General features: G+C 45.3%; 15 protein-coding genes. 2 read left to right on the plus strand and 13 right to left on the minus strand.

Going from position 1 to position 21518, the window contains the following annotated elements; translation table 11 throughout:
* Positions 1-101 precede the first annotated feature (101 nt).
* A complete protein-coding gene (locus tag ACED48_RS08645; protein WP_371692190.1) occupies positions 102-3533 on the plus strand; it encodes a PAS-domain containing protein in 3432 nt (1143 codons plus the stop codon).
* Positions 3534-3629: 96 nt separating this feature from the next.
* On the opposite strand, the gene ACED48_RS08650 is transcribed toward ACED48_RS08645, so the two are convergent.
* The 4 genes from ACED48_RS08650 to ACED48_RS08665 all read right to left on the minus strand — a co-directional run bounded on the left by ACED48_RS08650 (position 3630) and on the right by ACED48_RS08665 (position 7600).
* On the minus strand, positions 3630-5015 hold the full coding sequence (locus ACED48_RS08650) for a lyase family protein (protein ID WP_017055892.1): 1386 nt from the start codon (positions 5013-5015) through the stop codon (positions 3630-3632).
* 12 nt (positions 5016-5027) lie between these two features.
* Positions 5028-5414, minus strand: a complete 387-nt coding sequence (locus ACED48_RS08655; protein WP_017055891.1) for a hypothetical protein — start codon at positions 5412-5414, stop codon at positions 5028-5030.
* A gap of 205 nt (positions 5415-5619) precedes the next feature.
* Positions 5620-7323 (minus strand): sodium:solute symporter family protein, encoded by a 1704-nt coding sequence (locus ACED48_RS08660; RefSeq protein WP_017055890.1) that lies wholly within the window; start codon positions 7321-7323, stop codon positions 5620-5622.
* Positions 7324-7333: 10 nt separating this feature from the next.
* A complete protein-coding gene (locus ACED48_RS08665) occupies positions 7334-7600 on the minus strand; it encodes a DUF4212 domain-containing protein (RefSeq protein ID WP_017055889.1) in 267 nt (88 codons plus the stop codon).
* A 415-nt stretch (positions 7601-8015) separates the two neighbouring features.
* Between ACED48_RS08665 and ACED48_RS08670 the strand changes: the two genes are divergently transcribed.
* Positions 8016-9767 carry a potassium/proton antiporter gene (locus ACED48_RS08670; protein ID WP_017055888.1) on the plus strand — a complete coding sequence of 584 codons (1752 nt, stop codon included), beginning with the start codon at positions 8016-8018 and terminating at the stop codon, positions 9765-9767.
* Here the strand turns inward: ACED48_RS08670 and ACED48_RS08675 are convergent.
* From ACED48_RS08675 to ACED48_RS08715, 9 genes are all read right to left on the minus strand, one after another.
* Entirely contained in the window at positions 9764-10393 is a 630-nt protein-coding gene (locus ACED48_RS08675) for a response regulator transcription factor (RefSeq protein ID WP_017055887.1), read from the minus strand. The two genes, ACED48_RS08670 and ACED48_RS08675, sit on opposite strands and share 4 nt — an antisense overlap.
* Before the next feature lie 214 nt (positions 10394-10607).
* Positions 10608-12476, minus strand: coding sequence for a protein-disulfide reductase DsbD (locus tag ACED48_RS08680; protein WP_017055886.1), 1869 nt, complete (start codon positions 12474-12476; stop codon positions 10608-10610).
* 170 nt (positions 12477-12646) lie between these two features.
* Positions 12647-13135, minus strand: a complete 489-nt coding sequence (locus tag ACED48_RS08685) for an arginine repressor (RefSeq protein ID WP_017055885.1) — start codon at positions 13133-13135, stop codon at positions 12647-12649.
* Positions 13136-13464: 329 nt separating this feature from the next.
* The gene (gene pyrI / locus ACED48_RS08690) at positions 13465-13929 is read right to left on the minus strand and encodes an aspartate carbamoyltransferase regulatory subunit (protein ID WP_004729721.1); all 465 of its coding nucleotides are present in this window, start codon (positions 13927-13929) and stop codon (positions 13465-13467) included.
* A gap of 15 nt (positions 13930-13944) precedes the next feature.
* The gene (pyrB, locus tag ACED48_RS08695; protein WP_017055884.1) at positions 13945-14874 is read right to left on the minus strand and encodes an aspartate carbamoyltransferase; all 930 of its coding nucleotides are present in this window, start codon (positions 14872-14874) and stop codon (positions 13945-13947) included.
* A 480-nt stretch (positions 14875-15354) separates the two neighbouring features.
* On the minus strand, positions 15355-16365 hold the full coding sequence (gene argF, locus ACED48_RS08700) for an ornithine carbamoyltransferase (protein WP_017055883.1): 1011 nt from the start codon (positions 16363-16365) through the stop codon (positions 15355-15357).
* Positions 16366-16560: 195 nt separating this feature from the next.
* Positions 16561-17472: a carbamate kinase gene (arcC, locus tag ACED48_RS08705; protein ID WP_017055881.1), complete on the minus strand. Its 912-nt coding sequence runs from the start codon at positions 17470-17472 to the stop codon at positions 16561-16563.
* Positions 17473-17555: 83 nt separating this feature from the next.
* Entirely contained in the window at positions 17556-18779 is a 1224-nt protein-coding gene (arcA, locus tag ACED48_RS08710) for an arginine deiminase (RefSeq protein ID WP_017055880.1), read from the minus strand.
* A gap of 804 nt (positions 18780-19583) precedes the next feature.
* Complete coding sequence (locus tag ACED48_RS08715; RefSeq protein WP_017055879.1) at positions 19584-21029, minus strand: YfcC family protein; 1446 nt, start codon at positions 21027-21029, stop codon at positions 19584-19586.
* Positions 21030-21518: the final 489 nt, after the last annotated feature.

Genomic DNA, 21518 nt, shown 5'->3' on the forward strand with positions numbered 1-21518 from the left:
CACAGAATTTAAGTGATGCGATTGAGTTAATGGTGCATCCTTAGTTAAATGAAACCTCTCCCTTATGGAGAGGTTTTTTTATGGATGAAAAAGGGTTGTTAATGCAAGGATGGATAGTAATTCCAGTCTCTTTAGCCTACTTGGGCGTGTTATTTCTGATCGCTTGGTATGGAGACCGACAGGTTCGTTGGCTTTCGCGTTGGCGCCCATGGATTTATAGCCTCTCCATTGCGGTGTATTGTACCTCTTGGACGTTTTATGGAACGGTCGGGCAGGCGAGTGATAATCCTTGGTCTTTTCTTCCTATCTATCTCGCCCCTATTTTAGTGTTTACGTTGGGGGGGCGGATCTTAGCTCGGCTGATCCTTATTGCGAAGCGCGAGCACATCACTTCTATTGCCGACTTTATTGCGGCTCGTTACGGAAAATCCCAAGGCTTAGCCGTTGCTGTCACTATTATTGCTGTGGTGGGTATCCTTCCTTATATCGCACTGCAACTTCGTGGCATTACCATGGGGTTGGATATTGTTGCGCCCAACCTAGCCACTGATTTTGGTTATCAGGACTATCACGTTTCTTGGTTTGTGGTCGGTGCATTGGCCATTTTTACCATGCTGTTTGGTACCCGGCACATCGATAACACAGAACATCACCGTGGTATGATGATGGCTGTGGCGTTTGAATCTATTGTTAAGCTTGCGGCATTCTTGATTGTCGGCTTGTTTATTATTTATCTGGCGATGAGTCACGATAAAATTGACTTGCTTGACGTTGCGGCATCCACGTATGAACCCCCCAATATTCCTACTTTAGTCATTCATACCGTTTTGACCATGTTGGCGATTGTTTGTTTACCGCGTCAGTTTCATACCATGGTTGTGGAGAACGAACGCCCTCAGGATTTACACACAGCACGTTGGTTATTTCCGGTTTACTTGATCTTGATGGGGTTGTTTGTACTACCCATTGCCTGGGCCGGTCAGGGGTTACTCACAAATATGCCAGCAGATACCTATGTGATAAGTGTGCCAATGGCGGTAGGAGCGAACCACATTGCTTTGCTCGCTTTTCTGGGCGGCACATCAGCTGCGAGTGGGATGGTGATCGTATCGACTATCGCATTAGCGATCATGGTGTCTAATGATTTAGTGATGCCGTTGTTGTTGCGTCGTATGCGCCTAACTCAGAGAACACATAAGCATTTTTCTGGTTTGTTGTTGGTGATTCGTCGCGGATTAATCCTATTGCTTTTACTTGGTGCGTGGGCGTTTTATCAGGCACTCGATACCATTCATTCACTGTCGGCGATCGGGTTTCTTTCGTTTGCGGCTATTGCTCAGTTTGCTCCAGCATTAATTGGTGGTTTGTATTGGCGCCCCGGAAATCGAAAGGGTGTTTATGTGGGGTTGCTTGTCGGCTCGGTGATCTGGCTTATTACCCTGATGAGTCAAACCAGCATGCTGGCTGGTGATAGTGAGAGTAACTTATTACTGTGGATCATCACGCCCCCTGAACTGCTCATTAGCTGGGGTGTCAGCAGCTCAAACTGGGGAATTGTGATGAGCATTTTACTCAATACCTTGTGCTACGCGGTGGTCTCGATATCGACCAGACCAAGCCTAAGTGAGCGCTTGCAATCAGCCACTTTTATTGGCACACCGTTACCTGAAAATGAGAACATCAGTCTGTATCAGAGCCGCGTGACGGTGGCTGAATTAGAGATGTTGGCGTCGCGTTTTGTGGGCCGAAAGCGTGCGAAAAGTGCCTTACACAGTTATTGGCAGCAACACGGACAGCCGCTGCTTCCTAACCAACAAGCCCCCGCAAGCCTGATCCGACATGCAGAGCGTGTACTCGCTGGGGTGTTCGGTGCTTCTTCTGCTAAGTTAGTACTTACTTCGGCTTTGCGAGGCAGAAACATGCAGCTTGAAGAGGTCGCGACTATCGTTGATGAAGCCTCTGAGCTGTACGATTTCAGCCGTGGCTTATTGCAAGGTGCGATTGAACATATTGGCCAAGGCATCGCAGTGATCGATAAACAAATGAGGTTGGTGGCGTGGAATCAACGTTATTTAGAACTGTTTGAATTCCCTGCAGGCTTGATTCAAGTTGGGCGACCCATTTCAGATGTGATTCGTCACAATGCGCAGCAAGGTCTATGTGGCCCGGGTGACCCAGAAGATCACGTTCGACGTCGTGTCTATCACCTTGAACAAGGTACTCGACATACCTCTTCACGTATTCGCCCCGATGGACGAGTCATTGAAGTGCAAGGTAATCCGATGCCAAGTGGTGGCTTTGTGATGAGCTTTACCGACATCACGGTATTTAGACAAGCAGAACAAGCGCTAAAAGATGCTAATGAAACCTTAGAGTGGCGAGTGCACGAGCGAACTCAAGAATTAGAAAAGCTTAACCATCGCTTGGTCAAGGCGACACAGATCTCTGATCAAGAATCTCAATCTAAGAGCCGTTTTCTCGCGGCAGTAAGCCACGATTTGATGCAGCCATTGAATGCGGCACGCTTGTTCGCTTCGTCACTTTCTGAGATGGCAAAAGAGCAAGAAGTGAAGCAGCTTTCGTCCCATATCGAGAGTGCACTCGGAGCCGCAGAAGATCTGATTGGTGACCTGCTGGATATCTCTCGATTGGAATCGGGGAAATTAGAAACCAACATCCACGCGATCGCAGTGCGTGATGTACTAGCCAATTTGAATGCCGAGTTTAGCGCCCTAGCCACGCAGCAGAAAATTGAGTTTAAGATGGTCCCATCGTCGCTATTTATTCACTCTGATCCGAAGTTATTAAGGCGTGTTATTCAGAATTTTTTGAGCAATGCATTTCGTTATAACCCAGAAGGTAAAGTGATACTCGGAGCGAAACGAGTTAACGGTCAGGTTCGAATCGATGTATGGGATAATGGAACCGGTATTGATGAAGATAAACAGCAAGAAATCTTTGAAGAGTTTACTCGTGGTAGCCAAGTGCGCGCCGATCAAGGTTTGGGTTTAGGGTTAGCTATCTCTAAAGGTATTGCTCAAGTACTCGGTCATCAAATATCGATGCGCTCATGGCCGGGGCAAGGCAGCGTTTTTTCTATCACCTTAGCGAGAGCAGAAAAGGTGGCTCCGGCTATTCAAGTTTCAGCGCCAATGGCCACTAGCGATATCGAACACCTAAAAATACTATGTGTCGATAATGAACGAGAAATCTTAGTTGGCATGGAGAACTTGATAGGCCGTTGGGGGTGTGAAGTGAAGACCGCTGTCGACTTAGTCGAAAGCTTGAAGTGCCTAGAGAATGATTGGCAGCCAGATGTGATCTTCTCGGATTATCGTCTCGATAATGATCGAACGGGTCTGGAAGTGTTACAACAGTGTCGTTTACGCCTTGGAGATTCTTTTGAAGGCGTCATCATCAGTGCAGATAGAACCGATGATATGTTGGCAGCGATAAAGGCTAACAGCTTTAGTTTTATTGCTAAGCCTGTGAAGCCGCTCAAACTCAGAGCGGTATTGAATCGTGTGAGTTAATGAAATTAACATCCAAGATGTGAAAAGGCCTCGTATGAGGCCTTTTTTGTCTCTGATATTTCAGTGAGTTTCAGCAAATGCCTATCAGCTTGCTAACTAGCTGGCAATACCGCCCTGCGTCAGTGTGGTTGGATCAAGTAGCTTGCTGAGTTCTTCTCGGCTAAGATCGGTTTCTCTTTCGGCGACATCAAGGATCGGTAATCCTTCTTTGTAAGCCTTTTTAGCAATATCAGCCGCCTTCAAGTAACCAATCACAGGGTTAAGTGCCGTGACGAGAATTGGGTTCTTTGAAAGCGCTAAATCAAGGTTGTCTTGTCGTACCGTGAAGGTAGCAATCGCTTTATCAGCCAATGCGACGGAACTGTTTGCTAGCAGCTCAATACTTTCTAATACGTTATGAGCAATCACAGGCAGCATCACATTCAATTGGAAGTTGCCCGATTGGCCTGCGATAGTAATGGTTGTGTCGTTACCAATCACTTGCGCCGCCGCCATTGCAGCGGCTTCTGGAATCACAGGGTTCACTTTGCCCGGCATGATAGATGAGCCCGGCTGTAGTGCCTGCAATTCAATTTCACCCAAGCCGGCCAGTGGCCCTGAGTTCATCCATCGAAGATCGTTGGAGATCTTCATGATCGCAACGGCTGCCGTTTTAAGCTGACCAGACAATGCTACGATCGCGTCTTGGCTGCTGAGGTTAAAAAAGAAGTTTTCACTTGAGGTAAAACTGATCTTTGTCGATTGAGAAAGATTGCTCGCAAACTTATCGGCAAAGCGTGGGTCGGCATTGATCCCCGTACCTACCGCTGTGCCACCTTGGGCAAGTGCCTTGATTGCTGGCAAGTTGCTTTCAATGGCTTGCTTGGCGTGTTCAATTTGATACTTCCAACCACCAAGCTCTTGCCCAAAGGTTATTGGCATCGCATCCATTAGGTGGGTACGGCCGGTTTTGACTACTTTAGCAAGCTCATGTTGTTTTACTGTAAGTGCTGCAGAAAGGTGGGTTAATGCCGGCAACAACTTATTTTCTGCCATCAGAGCGATACTGACTTGGATTGCGGTTGGCACTACGTCATTACTGCTTTGCCCCATGTTTACGTGATCATTGGGGTTCACGTCGCCTTGCAGGCTTCTTGAAGCGAGTGTCGCAATCACTTCATTGGCATTCATGTTGGAACTGGTGCCAGAGCCCGTCTGATAGACATCAATAGGAAATTGCTCGAGGTGTTTACCCTCGATGATCTCTTGGCTGGCTTCGGCTATCGCGTTGGCAATATCACCTTCCAGCAACCCTAACTGAGCATTAGTATCGGCGGCGGCCTGTTTAATTAACGCCAATGCTTGAATAAAGCTGGTTGGCATCTTGTGTGAGCTAAAAGCGAAGTTATCCGCAGCACGTTGAGTTTGTGCTTGGTATAGCGCATCAGCAGGGACTTTAACTTCGCCCATGCTGTCTTTTTCAATCCGAAATTTTTGGGTCATCTTCTATCCTTGTTAGCCAAGTGGCGCTTGGACTTGTTGTAGTATTTGGCTGAGATTCAAAAAACGCGCTTGGCCCTGTGGTTGCTGGCAATAATGGCGTTTTAAATAAAATAGTGGTGCGTGAATAGAGTCTAGGCAGATATGACGAAAGGTGAAACTGCGACCTGGTGATTCGATTGCTTCAATTAAATGGAAGAACACTTGGCGTAGGTACAGTTCACACAGCAAGGCATTTTCTTGGGTGGCATGCCTTTCATAATAAGTAGAAAGCGTAAGCGCACACTCGATGTAGTCTCGAATCACAAACGGCTCGTGGCCTTGAACTTGTTCTAATGAAGCAAAGCGATCTTGTGCTTTGTAAAACCTCGAATAGAGACCCTGCTGCTCTTTCATCATCATTTGCATCTCTTTAATGGATGTTAATGATAATTATTATCAATCGGGTTTTTAAAAACAACCCTTTGTTTGTCTTTTTATACTTTGTTTGCCTTTTTATAAAATGTAAGGGGAAAAGAAAAAGCCGATACATACGTATCGGCCTTCTGGAGTCAGTACCTAATCCCTACAATGTAAGTACTGATTCATTTTTTCTAAACATCTCTGCTTAGTGGTCGTGAGCTTCACCTGCACCTTTAGGGTAGCGGATAGACTCAACCATCTCTTGTACATCTTCAGGAACTTCAGCTGTCACTTTATTCACTGCAATTGATACGACGAAGTTTAGACACATACCTAGCGTACCGATGCCTTCAGGGCTGATACCAAACCACCAATTTTCAGGTGTGCTTGCTGCAGGGTTAATGAACTTGAAGTAGATGATGTAGCTTGCCGTAAAGGCGATACCCGTCAACATACCCGCAATCGCGCCTTCCTTGTTCATCTTCTTGTAGAAGATACCTAGGATGATGGCAGGGAAGAAGGATGCGGCGGCAAGGCCGAAGGCAAATGCTACTACCTGAGCTACGAAGCCTGGTGGATTAATACCTAAGTAACCGGCACCCACAATCGCGACCATGGCGGCCAAACGAGCGGCTAATAGCTCCTGCTTGTCGGTCATGTTTGGTCTGAAGCCTTTCTTCAACAAGTCATGTGAAATCGACGTTGAGATTACTAATAGTAGACCAGCGGCTGTTGATAGTGCGGCTGCTAGGCCACCAGCTGCAAGTAGTGCTACAACCCAGTTTGGTAGTTTCGCTAACTCTGGAGAAGCCAGTACAATGATGTCACGGTTAATATTCATCTCGTTTCGTTCATCGCCCGAGTAGAACATTTTGCCATCGCCATTCTTGTCTTCCCAGCCCACTAGGCCAGTGCTTTCCCAGTTTTTGTACCAGCTTGGTGCGTCTACTGCGGTGACACCTTGCATGTCTGGGCCATTGATTGTCTCGATCATGTTTACACGAGCGAATGCTGCAACGCCTGGTGCTGTTGTGTATAACAATGAGATGAACAGTAGAGCCCAACCCGCTGAGATACGTGCATCACGTACTTTTGGTACCGTGAAGAAACGAATGATTACGTGTGGAAGACCGGCTGTACCAACCATTAGAGCCGCACAGATGAAGAAGACGTCGACAGTGCTCTTGTTACCTTCGGTATAGGCGGTAAATCCGAGCTCTTCGGTGAGGCCATCCAATTTATCAAGTAGGTAAACATCAGTACCTGTGATCGTCGAACCCATGCCAACTTGTGGTAGCGGGTTGCCCGTCATCATGATTGAAGTAAAGATAGCAGGGACAAGGAAGGCGAAAATGAGGACACAGAATTGAGCTACCTGCGTATAAGTGATGCCTTTCATGCCACCCAGTACTGCGTAGAAGAACACAATACCCATACCAATGATGATACCTAGGTTAATGTCGACTTCTAGGAAACGAGAGAATACAACGCCTACACCACGCATTTGGCCGGCAACGTACGTAAATGATACGAAGATTGCACAGAATACCGCGACCATACGCGCTGTTTTCGAGTAGTAACGTTCACCGATAAAATCAGGAACCGTAAACTGACCGAACTTACGTAGGTAAGGTGCTAAACATAGCGCCAGTAGTACATAACCACCTGTCCAACCCATTAGGTAAACCGCACCGTCGTAACCAACGAATGAGATGATACCTGCCATTGAGATGAACGACGCTGCCGACATCCAGTCAGCGGCAGTTGCCATGCCGTTTGCTACCGGGTGTACACCACCGCCAGCAACGTAGAATTCACTGGTTGACCCTGCACGAGCCCAGATTGCGATGCCGATATATACTGCAAAAGTAATACCGACGAGAATAAACGTCCAAGTTTGAATATCCATGTTCTAGCCTCTAGTCTTCCTGTACGTTGTATTTTTTGTCGAGCGCGTTCATGCGGACAACGTAAATAAATATCAGCGCAACGAAGGTGTATATCGAACCTTGTTGAGCGAACCAAAAGCCGAGCTTGAACCCGCCAAACTGAACGGTGTTAAGGGCATCCACAAATAAGATGCCAGCGCCGTAAGACACCGCGAACCAGGTCGCGAGCAGTGTTCCCATAATCCCCAAGTTTTCCTTCCAGTAGGCTTGAGCATGTTCTGTAGATTCGAACGCCATTGCCTTCTCCTTTATTCCGTTTTCGTAGAAACCATGTCTGTATAAATTAATATGTTAATGCAATGTTACGGTTTAGAATGTAGCAAGGATAAGTCAAGGGATCTGTGCAACTTTAGTCGGGATACTATTAGCGCTAATGTACTGAAATGTGGGACCGAGAAGCCATAATCGCAGAAAATTGTGATGTTGCAATATTGTTAAATTAGCCAAAGGTCTAACAAAACAATCTAAATTAGTGCGTTGGTCAGAAAATTTAACAATGAAATGACAGATAAATTGTCGATGAACCCGCATATGTCATGAACAACGATATAATTTTGTTATAGTAAAAAGGCATGTTCACCGACCGTGCATTGCTTTACGGCAAACGTTTGACATGCTTAAAGCACGGTGTTGTATTCTTTAGGGGAACGAATTGGACGCAATAACTATCAACCACTTGTTTTTAACTGGTGCAGTATTAATCTCCATCAGTGTGCTTTTCTCACCAGTGTCCTCTCGATTGGGCATTCCTATTCTTTTGATATTTCTGTTTGTTGGTATGTTGGCGGGTGAAGATGGACTCGGTGGCATTAAGTTCGATGATTATTCACTGACATACTTGGTGAGTAACCTTGCGCTTGCTGTAATTCTTCTTGATGGCGGTATGAGAACCAAAGTTGCTAGTTTCAAAGTGGCTTTTTGGCCATCACTCTCGTTGGCAACCGTAGGGGTAGCATGTACTGCAACCTTAACGGGTCTAATGGCAGCTTGGTTATTTGACCTTTCGTTTATGCAGGGAATTTTGGTCGGAGCGATTGTCGGTTCAACCGATGCTGCTGCGGTATTTTCTTTGTTGAAAGGACAGAGTCTCAATGAGCGTGTGGGTTCAACACTAGAGATTGAATCCGGCACTAACGATCCAATGGCGGTCTTTCTGACGGTGACTTTAATCGCACTGTTGGGCAACCCAGATGTCGATATGGGGGGAGGTTTCCTACTCAAAAGTTTTGTAATGCAGTTTGGTATCGGCATTATTGTCGGAATTGGCGGTGGTTGGGTTCTGTGGAAATCAATTAATCGAGTGCAACTGGCTGATGGTCTTTATTCTATTTTAGTGCTCAGTGGTGGCATTGCTCTGTTTGCATTCTCTAACATGCTCGGCGGCAGTGGGATTTTATCGATTTACCTCGTAGGTTTGTTCATCGGAAATCGCCCGACTCGCTCTCGACACTCTATTCTCAATGTTCTTGATGGAATGACGTGGTTAAGCCAGATCGTGATGTTCTTGGTGCTTGGGTTATTGGTTACGCCATCGACATTGATGGACATTGCACTTCCTGCGTTGGCACTCGCCTTCGGTATGATTTTGTTTGCTCGTCCACTGTCTGTTTGGTTGGGTTTACTGCCGTTCAGAAACTTTACCACCAAAGAGCGTTGGTTTGTTTCTTGGGTTGGTTTACGTGGCGCAGTGCCGATCATTTTAGCGGTTTTCCCGATGATGGCTGGTTTGCCAAATGCGCAGCTGTATTTCAATATCGCCTTCTTCGTGGTGATGGTTTCGTTGATTGTTCAAGGTGGTAGCTTGATGAAAGTTGCTCGATTAGCTCAGGTGACTCTACCACCAACGCCGACACCTATCTCTCGCACGGGTATTGAGATCTACCCGACCAGTGAGTGGGAGATGTTTGTTTACAAGCTGAAAGACGAAAAGTGGTGTATTGGCGAACCTTTAAAGCGTTTGTCTATGCCTGAAGGGACGCGAATTACCGCACTATTTCGACAAGATGTCTTGCTTCACCCATCGGGCAGTACAGTATTAGAGGCCAATGATATTCTGTGCGTACTGGGCCAAGATAAAGACTTAGGTAGTTTAAGCCAGCTATTCAGTGAAGCTCCGTTAGCCGAAGAAGCAGCACGATTTTTTGGTGATTTCTTCCTGGATGTTAGCTTATCAATTACTGCGGTAAGTGATTGGTATGGTATTGAGCTTGGCTCGGAAGAAGAGCGAGAAATGACGCTAAAACAGTTAGTAGAACAAGAGCTTGGTGTATACCCAGTATTAGGTGACAGCTTTGAGTGGCATGACATTAATTGGGTGGTCGCTGAGGTCAATGATTATCAAGTCGTCAAGCTGGGCTTATGTTTACCAAAGACGACTTTAGAAAAGGATATTAGTGAAGCCTAATTGTGGACTTCTTGTAGCAATATAACTGCTTGAGTTCTGTTTTTCACGTCCAGCTTACGGAAGATAGCGGTCATATGTGCTTTTATGGTCGCTTCTGATACATTCAACTCATAGGCAATTTGCTTGTTAAGTAGACCATCAGACAGCATTCCCAAGACCTTATATTGTTGAGGGGTCAGTGTGGAGAGTTTTTCTGCAAGGTCGCTACAAGCCGCATTATTAGTGATGAGGCTTTCAGGGAAGAATGGATCACCGTTGAGAACTTGGTTGAGTGCACTCAAGAGTTCACGCATATCACTCGATTTAGGAATAAAGCCAAAAGCACCATGACTTTTAACTTGGCTGACCACGCTGGCATCTTCGCTGGCTGAGATCACTACAATCGGTAAATCTGGGTATTCAGCGCGCAGCTGAATTAAACCTGACATCCCATTTGCACCTGGCATTTTAAGATCGAGTAACAAGAGGTCGGGCTCATCTTCTTTCTTTAGTAAAGTCAGCAAGGCATCCAGAGAATCGGCTTCAAGAAGGTTTGCTCCACTGATCGCCATGTGAACTGACTGAAACAGGGCGTTGCGAAAAAGAGGGTGGTCATCAGCGATGATGATGGTATAGGTCGAGTCCATGACGTTCATACTTTTAACAATTTAGTTAAGATTTATTATCATCCCGATTGAGTGTGTGGACAATATTTATGCATTAAAAGTCTGAACCATATCGACTTTTATCCCCAGAATAAGAAAGTGTTACTCTGAATAGCAAAAAAGCCGCACTGTCATCTCGGTACCGAGGGGCAGTGCGGCTTTTGTTTGGGCTTAGATATGGACAAATGTCGTCGCTTTATAGCTGGTGGTCTTGAATGTGCTTTAGGAATATATCAGCAGGCATAAAGCCGGTCACACGAGCATTTGGAACATGATTACCCTCACCGTCCCAGAACTCAATGGTTGGTAAGCCTAGCACTTGTAATTGCTTTAGTAATTCAATGTCTTGAGGCATGTTTCTCGTTACGTCGGCCTGAAGCAACACGAAGTCAGATAGTTTGTTTTCGACATCGGCCTGATGGAAGGTGTACTTCTCAAACTCTTTACACGCCACACACCAATCGGCGTAGAAATCGAGCATTACTGGCTTGCCCAGTTTTTTCGCTTCGATGAGTTGGATCTCTAGCTCTTCAACGGTATTGATGCGTGCAAATTGGATATGCTGTTGTTCTACCGTTATGCTCTTCTCCGCAAACCAATAGTTCAATGCAGGCTGTGCCGAAGCGAATAGGCCAAGCATCGCGATGATGCCCACAGCGCTTTGCTTCCAACCGCCGAATGGCAGTGCATTCTTGCTATGGTACAACCAACCGAAAGCGATAAACCCAAGGCCAGACCAAAGCACGGTTGCCCACAATTCAGGAATGATGCGTTCTAGCAGGAAGATAGGCGCGGCAAGCAAGATAAAGCCAAATACGATCTTCACCTTGTCCATCCAACTGCCTGCTTTCGGCAGAAGTTTATTACCAAATACCGCAACCAAGATCAGCGGGATACCCATACCCATCGCTAAGGCATACAGAGCAATAGCACCCGTTAATAGGTCGCCACTTTGAGCCACATACAGCAGCGCACCTGACAATGGAGCCGTGGTACAAGGTGAACACACCAAGCCAGAGATAGCACCCATCGCGAACACGCCCAAGGTATTGCCACCTTGTTGCTTGTTACTTTGATTGTTAAGCCAAGTTTGGATGCTGCTTGGAAGTTGCAGGTTATAAACGCCAAACATCGACATCGCCAACGCCACGAACAGAACGCTCAACGCAATTAATACGTAAGGATGTTGCATCGCAGCTTGGAACTGCATACCCGCAGAGGCAACCACTAAACCCAATAAGGTGTAGGTTAACGCCATGCCTTGCACGTAGATGAACGATAGCATCAGCGCACGACCTTGGCTGAGCTTGCCACCACCTAAAACGATACCCGTTAGAATTGGATACATAGGCAGAACACACGGCGTAAAGGCTAAACCAACACCGAGCGCTAAGAATAGTAATGGTGTCCACCAACTGTCACCGAGTTTATCGGCTAAGCCTGCGTCTTTTGAAACGGGAGTATTGGTTTGTTGAGTGGTATTGCTTGCTGCGTCAGTCGTAGGAGAAGAGGGTTGTACTGAATTGTCAGCTTCACCAGCAGCATCAGAAAAACCTTGCGAGGCACCACTGTTTTGCGCATCACTGCTTTTCATATCTCCAGAATCCGTCGCAGTAAATGGCTCAATGTCGATGATTCGAGTTTCGGGTGGATAGCAGAAACCAGCATCTGCACAGCCTTGATACTTAACGATCAGCTGTGAGCCATCTTGGTAACTCTGTAGCGGAACTTGCACGAATAACGGTTGAGTATAAATGCTTACTTCACCGAAGAATTCATCTTGGTGTGGTTGGCCATCTTCTATTTTAACATTGCCGATTGCGAGGTTTTGACCGCTAAAAGAGAGGCTATGTTGATAAAGGTAGTAGCCCTCCTTTACTTGCCAGTCGAGAAGCACTTGGCCGTCTTGTTGGTAGTAATTGAAAGGGAAAGCTTGGTCTACAGGGACAAAACCATTGTTATTGCCTCCGAAGCTTGGCTCGGCGTTGTCATTTCCAAAAAGCGCCCACGCAGGCTGGGTGAATAAGGAAACGCAAACAAAAAGTAATGTGGCAAGTCGTCGCATACTATTAGTCATCAAAATGGAGTTGAAGGTATCTTAACTCAATCAGACCGTAATAGTTTGTGATTAGTTTCATCGATAAATAAATATCCCCTTGGACAAGCGAAGCATTGATTTGTCGATCCAAGGGGAGCTATGTGATTTAAGTGTTTAGTTTTGTGTAAGTGAGACGCTTAGGCGACGCCCAAACGTGCTTTTACCACTTGTTCGCAAGCATCAATATTCATCGTGTCTTTTGGAATAATGAGCACCGTGTCATTGCCGCCAACGGTACCGATAATTTCAGTATGTGGGTCGATGTCGACTAATCTTGCGACCAGCTGTGCACAACCCGGGTGAGTCTTTACTATCACCATGGCTTGGTTGTGAGTAATTAATTCGATTTGCGAGGAGATGGATGCGTCGACACGTACAGGTGCACTCTCAACGGTTATGCAGTAGACCTTCTTACCACAGGCGTTTTGAACTTTTACAACGCCGAGTTGTGACAAAATGCGAGATACGGTCGATTGACTAATACCTATATAGCCAATGTCGACGAGTTTCTCTCTCAGTTGATTCTGGGTCGAGAAGCTTTGTTGTTGTAGCAAGCGTTTGCACGCTGCAGTCAGTGTTTTATCTTCAGCTGAATACAAGCAACCGTGCTCAGTGATTTCGTTCATGAACAACTCCTTAAGGTCAACGTTTGGATATCGCTTGTCCATAGCGTCGAACGCACTCCCAAAGCCGTAGAGTACAATTATTAATTAGGGCTTACCGATGAATCCCGAAGTAAATATGGGAGGGTATGCGAGATGTATGATCATCTATCCACTAAGTCTAACACTAAAGAATAGTTATCTTTTTGAAGGTGATCACCAAACAATATTCTGGTTAACTGCTTTTATTTTGGTTTTTTATTCTTTGGTTGAATGGATATTTATTCCAGGTTGAGAATAAATATCCATTAGGATTAAGTGGTTTTTTGTAGCGAAGGTAATAGCGCTAAGGGTTAGCGAATTTCGCTCATGATCTCGCGAGAGAATACTTTTTCACAATAGTGACATTTTAGCTGTACGTTTTCGTGTTTTAGCTGCACTTTAAAGCTACTTTCGACCGGTTCACCGTGTGAAATACAGTTGCTATTTGGACAAGCGAACACACTGTTGATTTGCTCTGGCAGCACAAGGGTTAGCTTGTTGACTACTTTGTACTCTTCAATTTGGTTGACTGTGGCTTGCGGAGCATACAGAGCCAATTGGTTGGCTTGTTCCTTGGTCAGAAAGATGTTCTCAATCTTGATCAGGTCTTTGTTGCCGAGTGCTGATGATGGCAGGTTTAACCCCATGGTGATTCGTTGTTCTGTTTTATGAAGCTTAAACAGTTTAAGGATTTTGATACCAAGGTGAGCAGGGATGTGGTCAATGACGCTGCCGTTACGGATCGCTTCTACTTGTAGCTGAGTTTGTTTAACCATGACTGTTTCTCCTGCTTATAAAGTGTCGTTAAGAACTAGGGCCAATAGGGCTTCGCGAGCGTATACACCGTTTTCAGCTTGTTCGAAGTAGTAAGCGTGTCGCGTTTTATCGACGTCGGTTGTGATTTCGTCGACACGTGGCAGTGGGTGAAGCACCTTCATGTTTTGGCGTGCGTCTTTCAGCGTATCGGCCGTCAGAATGTAAGCCGACTTCATGTGTGCGTATTCTGACGCATCAAAGCGCTCTTTCTGTACGCGAGTCATGTACAGCACATCCAGTTCAGGCACCACTTCTTCAATGCTGCTGTGGGTGCTGTATTGGATGCCCATCTCTTCTAATTCTTCACAGATGTAATCCGGCATCGCTAACACTTCTGGCGCGATAAAGAAGAAACGCACGTTGTTGAATTTTGATAGCGCTTGCGTCAATGAGTGCACGGTGCGGCCATATTTTAGGTCGCCAACGAATGCCACATTGAGGTTATCGAGCGTGCCTTGAGTTTCGTAAATCGAAAATAGATCCAACAAGGTCTGCGTTGGGTGTTGGTTCGCACCGTCGCCACCATTGACGATAGGAACATCGTTAGAGAATTCAGAGGCCAAGCGTGCTGCGCCTTCTTGTGGGTGACGCATCACAAAGGCATCGACGTAAGAGGAAATAACCTGCACTGAATCGGCAAGTGTTTCGCCTTTTTTGGCCAGCGATGTGTTTCCACCATTATCAAAACCGATGACGGTGCCGCCAAGGCGTTGAACTGCGGTTTCGAATGAAAGGCGAGTTCGAGTTGAAGGCTCAAAGAAGCAGCTTGCAACAACTTTATTTTTCAGCAGCTCTGGATTTGGCTCAGCCTTGAGCTTTGCTGCGGTGTTGACGATAAGCTCCAGTTCATTACGAGTGAGCTCTGGTATGGAGATGATGTGCTTGTTAAATAACGAATGCGCCATAACGGGTCTTCCTTCTTTGCATACAGTCAAATTGCGGACAAAAAAAAGCCCCCTAACAATAGGAGGCTTCGAAACGATCAATAGAGCAAAATAAAAATGACACCAACGCCACTCTTTGGCGTGTAGTTTGACAATCATGTGCGACAGAATTGCAGTTCATTTTTTGCTCTCTTAAGACAAATTGCGGAGGATTATACTCAGATAAAAATGCCATGCAATACTTTCTGTAAAGTATTCATTTAATGGATTTTTATGCGAAATAACGTCCGTTTAAAGCTTCCATTTAAGCCTTTGTTGGAACTGAGAATCTCAGGCTTTTTTAGGTAATAATCTATTCAACTACATGAAAAAAAATGCGGGCTTTATTCAAGGTCAAATTCCCAAGAACGCCACCCGCACTTCCCTGTCATTGCAGCACTTAACTTGTCAATATCTTGCCAACAAGTGCTTAGTTATTTAGATTCTTAGTTGATTAGCTTATTAACTGCCTAATGTCGCAACCATGACTGCTTTGATGGTGTGCATGCGGTTTTCTGCTTCATCGAACACGATAGAGTATTCAGATTCGACCACTTCATCTGTCACTTCTACACCATCTTTAAGTTGCGGATATTCAGCAGCAAGCTGTTTGCCGACGGTTGTATCTTCGCCGTGGAAAGCGGGTAGGCAGTGCATGAACTTCACATGTGGGTTGCCTGTTGCTTTGATCATTTCCATGTTGACTTGGTAAGGCATCATTAAGTTAATACGCTCAGCCCACGCTTCTTTTGCTTCGCCCATTGATACCCAAACATCAGTGTATAGGAAATCACAGCCTTGCACGCCTTCTTGAACATCTTCAGTCAGTGTGATGTTGCCGCCAGTGTGCTCTGCAATTTCACGACATTGAGCTAAAAGCTCTTCTTGTGGCCAGAACTGTTTTGGTGCGACAAGGCGAATGTCCATGCCCATTTTCGCAGCGCCAACCATCAAAGAGTTACCCATGTTGTTGCGAGCATCACCTAGGTAAGCAAAGCTGATTTCGTGTAACTGTTTACCACGGCCGAATTCTGTCATGGTTAGGAAGTCTGCAAGAATTTGTGTTGGGTGGAATTCGTCAGTCAGACCATTCCACACTGGTACGCCAGCATAAGCGCCTAGCTCTTCCACGATTTCTTGGCCGAAGCCGCGGTATTCGATGCCGTCGTACATACGGCCAAGAACGCGAGCGGTATCTTTCATTGATTCTTTGTGGCCAATTTGAGAGCCAGATGGGCCTAAGTAAGACACTCGAGCACCTTGGTCGAATGCGGCAACTTCAAATGCACAACGAGTACGAGTTGATGTTTTTTCAAAGATAAGCGCAATGTTTTTGCCAGTCAGTGTTGGCTGTTCGTAACCGTTGTACTTCGCTTTTTTAAGCTCCATTGAAAGATCTAACAAGTGTTGAATCTCGCGTGGAGTGAAATCTAGTAGTTTTAGGAAGTTACGATTGCGTAGGTTAAAAGCCATGATGTATTCCTTCTTAGATTTAGGCGCTTTCTTGCTACAGGGAAAGAAAATTCAAGAAAGCGCGATTCAATTTTTTAGTCAATTTGTTCGGTTCTGTTTGTTTCGTTTAATTCTGTTTTCACAAGCTTTAAAAGCTCTCAAGGTTTCAGCTTCTTAAGCTTTAAGTTTTTCAAGATAATAAAGCTCGTTAGTGGGTTAACCTTTGGTGATATTGGTGCCCGCTTGGCCTTGCAGGATTTGCAAACCATCTTCGAGAGCGCCGATACCCACCACTTTGCCGCCTTGCTGAATGAATTCGCACGATGCTTCAATTTTTGGCCCCATTGAGCCCGCATCAAACTCGAATTTCGCCAGTTCGCTTGGTGTGGTACTGCGCAGTGCGTGTTGAGTTGGCTTGCCCCAATCAAGATAAACAGCGTCGGCATCAGTCAAAATAAGCAGCGCGTCCGCATCCAGTTGTTTCGCTAAGAAAGCCGCTGACATGTCTTTGTCGATAACCGCTTCAACACCCACTAATTTGCCGTTCTCTTTTTTCACTGGGATGCCACCGCCGCCAGTACAAATTACGAGGTGACCCGCATCGATAAGTTGTGTGATCGCTTCGTGCTCAACAATGCCTGTAGGGCGTGGGCTTGGTACAACGCGGCGGAAATGTTGGCCGTCTGGTTTTACGATCCAGTGGAACTTCTCCGCTAATTCACGCGCTTCCGCTTCTTCGTAGATCGGGCCAATCGGCTTGGTTGGATCGGCAAACGCAGGATCGTTTGGATCAACCGTCATTTGCGTCAACATGCACGAGATGTTTCGGTTAGGCAGGTAGTTTTTGAACTCTTGCATCAGCATGTAGCCGATCATACCTTGAGTCTCACTGCCCAAGACATCCAGCGGATACGGGTTTACTTTTTTGTATTCCAAACCTTGCAGGGCAAGTAAGCCAACTTGTGGGCCATTACCGTGCACTAGGACCACGTTGTACACTTTCGCGATTTCAGAGATGGTTTTAACCGCTGTTTCAATATTACGGCGTTGAACATCGGCTTCTAACGGCTCACCGCGACGAAGTAGGGCGTTACCACCGAGTGCAACAACAACAGTTTGCTTAGTCATAATTGTGTTCTCTCATTTTGGCCAAGCTGTTGATTTTACGTAAGCTTGTAAAATGGCTTAGCTTGGCCGTTTCGTCTTAGTGATTAGATACCATCACGCTCAATTGGGCAGCTCATGCAGCGTGCGCCACCGCGACCGCGGCCAAGTTCGTCTCCAGGGATAGAAAGAACCGTGATGCCTGCTTTGTCGTATTTTTCGTTAGTGTAGGTGTTGCCTTCATAACCAATAACGACGCCTGGTTTAACTGTCAGCACATTGTTCGCATCGTTCCACTGTTCACGTTCTGCATGGAAGTTGTCACCACCTGTCGTGATGAGATTTAGCTTGTCTACGCCAAGTGCTTTTTCGATAGCTGTTACGAAGTAGCCTTCTTCTTTCACATTCACAGTGCCTGATTCATCGCCAGTTAGGCTCCAGCACTGCACGTCTTGACTAACCACTTCAGGGTAAACAGAGAATGTATCCTCGTTCATGTGAGTCATTACCGTGTCTAAGTGCATGCAAGAGCGATGTTTTGGTAACTGCATGGCGATAACTTGTTTTGCTTGACCGTGTTTGAATAGGCTCGATGCTAAGTGCTCAACACCTTGTGCTGTTGTACGTTCAGACATACCGATAAGCACTGTGCCACGACCGATAACAAGAACGTCACCACCTTCAATCGTTGAGTTGTCGTAGCTGATATTTTCTTCATCGCCGAAGTATTTAATAAAGTCTTGGCCCGCGAATGTTGGGTGCCAGCGATAAATAGCGCGAACGTGGTTTGTTTCACGTTGACGAGCAGGTTTCGCCATTGGGTTGATAGATACACCGCCGTATACCCAGCAAGACGTGTCGCGAGTAAATAGGTGGTTTGGTAGAGGCTCGATAATAAAGTCGGTTGGTGCGTGCATGCCTTGCATCATTGAAGACGATTTCATTGGCATCTCAGCGTAAGACAGACCGCCCGTTAGGATTTTTGCTAGCTCTAGGTTTGGTAAGTCGCTTAAGTAGCAGCGCACATCATTGGCGAATGTTTTACCCAAACGGTAATCAGATACTTGGCAGTTTAGCAGCCAATCTTTCGCTTCTGGCACGGCTAGTGTGTCTGCTAGCAAGTCAGTAAGAAGAAGAACTTCAACACCTTGATCACGTAGCGTTTGAGTAAATGCGTCATGCTCTTTACCTGCGCGCTCAACAGCCAGTACGTCATCAAATAGCAAATCGTGACAGTTAGAGGGTGTTAGGTGAGTCAGTGCGCGTCTTGGACGGTGAACTAGAACGCGGCGTAATTGACCTATTTCAGAACCTACATAGAACTTACTCATGATCGTCTCTCTCTTATATATTTGAATTACTTTTATCGCTAAGAGTAATTATTTATTTTCAGTTGAGAAGAATGAATTATTTATTCATATCTCTTGTCTGGAATTAATATTACGCCTGCTAGTCAGGTATTCTTAGAGATCTATCACAAATCGTTTTTTCTCTCTCAGCCCTTTAAAATTAAGGGTTTTAACAAACTTTATGCACTTTTAGTCACAGCTAATACATTCTAAATAATTAGCTGTTGGGGAACTTTATGCACGTTTTTTTGACGAAACTTACTAGAATCTAATTTACGAGGGAATATATGCAGAATATTTTTATTGATAAGAGAGTTCTTAGCTTGGAAGTATGCAGTGTTTTTATTTATATATTTAATTTTGTATATGGAATTAATTATTTATTAACAAATTAAATGCGAATAAAGCTGTTGTGATCACATTTTAAAGTCGGCTGTTTAAGTGTATTTTTTGATAAAAAAGGTCATTAGTTCACGTTTTTTTATTAGGCTGTAAATGACTTTAAATATAATTAACGCTAATAAGTGACTAATTATTTATTTAAAAATAATGGCTGAAAATAGCGTGTTATTTCATCAATCTAATTTGATATTGAAAAGTAGGGTGACTCTTCTATTGCGAGTGTTTTGGTTGAGCTGAGCTTTGTTACGAACAGAAGATACCTTGAATATCGCGTGTATGGCTTCTAGATGCTACTTCAGTAGTAGGGGGACATTGGGAGAGGGAGCAATAAAAAAGCCGCTATGAGAAGCGGCTTTGGATGAGAAAGGAGTGAAGTGCTGTTAGTTAGATAAGTGCACCAATACTCAGTACGACAATGCAGAACACCATCAAGATACCGATTAACGGCATTACCCATTTAACCCAGCGTACGTAAGGGACACGAGCAATCGCTAAGCCACCCATTACTACCGCAGAGGTCGGTGTGATTAAGTTCACCAAGCCAGAGGCGGATTGGTAAGCGGTAATAACAAGGTCACGACCTACGCCAGCAAAGTCAGCCAGCGGTGCCATGATTGGCATGGTGAGTACTGCTAAGCCTGATGTTGATGGTACTAAGAATGACAGTAGGATCTCTAAGAAGAACATCACATTAATAAAGATAACCGAAGACAGTCCGGTGACCATTTGTTCTGCAGAGAAGAGAATGGTGTCGGTGATCATACCGCGGTCCATCACCACCACAATACCACGCGCAATACCGATGATAAGCGCCACGCCCAGTAGGTCTCGGGCACCATCAATGAAACTCGAAGTAAACTCTTCTTCACTCATGCGGGCCACAATACCAACGATGATGGTCGCCGCTAAGAACATGGCTGAGATCTCGGCCATCCACCACCCAGCAACGGATACACCGTAAATCATTACCGCGAATGAGCCGCCAAAAATGGCCAGAATCAGTTTACGAGTCGCAGTGAATTCAAGTTTTTCGCCACTTGCGTTGCCAAGGAAGTGCGCTTTGTTCTCTTCGTATTTGTCGTACACTATTGATTTGCTTGGGTCGGCTTGCACCATTCTGGCGTAGCGCATGACGTAGGCAACACAGATACCCCAACCAACAATCAGCATGCCAACACGCAGCGCGATACCGTCGGTAAATGGAATACCAGAGGCGTTGGCTGCGATAACGGTCGCGAATGGGTTAATGGTTGAGCCTAGTACCCCAATGCCCGCGCCAAGCAGTACCGTCGCAGCAGCCACAAGAGGATCAAAGCGAGCAGCCATCATCACAGGTACTAGTAAGGTATAGAAGGGCAGTGATTCTTCCGCCATGCCGTAGACAGTACCGCCAGCGGCAAACAATGCCATCAGTATTGGTATCATCAACTCTTCTCGCCCTTCTAAGCGGGCGGTAACGCGTTCGATACCGGCATCAATCGCACCGGTTTTGGTGACTAGCCCTAAAAAGCCACCAATAATTAGGATGAACAGCGAAACGTCGATTGCCGCAGCTTCATAGCTATTGTGGTCGTAGAAGCCGTCAATCGGTGCTAGTAGTACATCAATCACGCCTTGAGGGTTACCTTCTACCGTTTGATAGGTGCCGGTAACCGGTACTTCTCGGCCTAATTCTTCATTCATTGCTCGGTCGTATTGACCTGCTGGAATAATCCATGTGAACAGAGCCACGAGCGCAATAAGAATAAATAAAATGGTGTAGGCAGAAGGGAACTTAAAGTTGGCAAAGAAGCCGCCTTTTTCTGCCTTGTTAATCGTTTCGGTCGTCATAGCCATCTCCTTTCACGTCAATGCCCCCAGGCAGATCAGTGTGAATTCGCGAGTCAAAAATAAATAGCTGATCCTAAAAAAGGTAAATCAATAAATGTAATAAAATTCGAATTGATCAGTTAATTTAATAATTAATTAAAACAAACGTTTATATTTTTGATTTTTAAATTAAATCAGATATTAGACTTGAGCTTTTATTTATCTGTTGGGTATTTTAAATCTCATTTTTAACTCTAACCTAGCGACTGTTCACATTTTTATTGTACTAATTTATTGCTCAATAATTACACTGGAAATTATCAGGGTATTAGTGTGATTAAAGTGGTTATCTATGCTGATGGTTTATCTACGATTCTTTTATTTTAGGTTGCCTAGAGTATGTAGCGAATAAATGTGTGGAATTTTATGCAAAATGAAAATTTATAAAACTTATGGATTAATTAAGTAATATTTGATTTATATCAAATAAGGATAAAGGATGGGTGTCTG

This window comes from Vibrio sp. 5S239 (assembly GCF_041439575.1).
GTDB classification, from domain to species: Bacteria; Pseudomonadota; Gammaproteobacteria; order Enterobacterales; family Vibrionaceae; genus Vibrio; species Vibrio kanaloae.

What these genes read in the sequence shown, in the direction of transcription:
- ACED48_RS08645 (WP_371692190.1), top strand. Translation starts at nt 102, where the DNA reads ATGCAAGGATGGATAGTAATTCCAGTCTCTTTAGCCTACTTGGGCGTG.
- ACED48_RS08650 (WP_017055892.1), bottom strand. Translation starts at nt 5,015, where the DNA reads ATGACCCAAAAATTTCGGATTGAAAAAGACAGCATGGGCGAAGTTAAA.
- ACED48_RS08655 (WP_017055891.1), bottom strand. Translation starts at nt 5,414, where the DNA reads ATGATGATGAAAGAGCAGCAGGGTCTCTATTCGAGGTTTTACAAAGCA.
- ACED48_RS08660 (WP_017055890.1), bottom strand. Translation starts at nt 7,323, where the DNA reads ATGGATATTCAAACTTGGACGTTTATTCTCGTCGGTATTACTTTTGCA.
- ACED48_RS08665 (WP_017055889.1), bottom strand. Translation starts at nt 7,600, where the DNA reads ATGGCGTTCGAATCTACAGAACATGCTCAAGCCTACTGGAAGGAAAAC.
- ACED48_RS08675 (WP_017055887.1), bottom strand. Translation starts at nt 10,393, where the DNA reads ATGGACTCGACCTATACCATCATCATCGCTGATGACCACCCTCTTTTT.
- ACED48_RS08680 (WP_017055886.1), bottom strand. Translation starts at nt 12,476, where the DNA reads ATGCGACGACTTGCCACATTACTTTTTGTTTGCGTTTCCTTATTCACC.
- ACED48_RS08685 (WP_017055885.1), bottom strand. Translation starts at nt 13,135, where the DNA reads ATGAACGAAATCACTGAGCACGGTTGCTTGTATTCAGCTGAAGATAAA.
- pyrI (WP_004729721.1), bottom strand. Translation starts at nt 13,929, where the DNA reads ATGGTTAAACAAACTCAGCTACAAGTAGAAGCGATCCGTAACGGCAGC.
- pyrB (WP_017055884.1), bottom strand. Translation starts at nt 14,874, where the DNA reads ATGGCGCATTCGTTATTTAACAAGCACATCATCTCCATACCAGAGCTC.
- argF (WP_017055883.1), bottom strand. Translation starts at nt 16,365, where the DNA reads ATGGCTTTTAACCTACGCAATCGTAACTTCCTAAAACTACTAGATTTC.
- arcC (WP_017055881.1), bottom strand. Translation starts at nt 17,472, where the DNA reads ATGACTAAGCAAACTGTTGTTGTTGCACTCGGTGGTAACGCCCTACTT.
- arcA (WP_017055880.1), bottom strand. Translation starts at nt 18,779, where the DNA reads ATGAGTAAGTTCTATGTAGGTTCTGAAATAGGTCAATTACGCCGCGTT.
- ACED48_RS08715 (WP_017055879.1), bottom strand. Translation starts at nt 21,029, where the DNA reads ATGACGACCGAAACGATTAACAAGGCAGAAAAAGGCGGCTTCTTTGCC.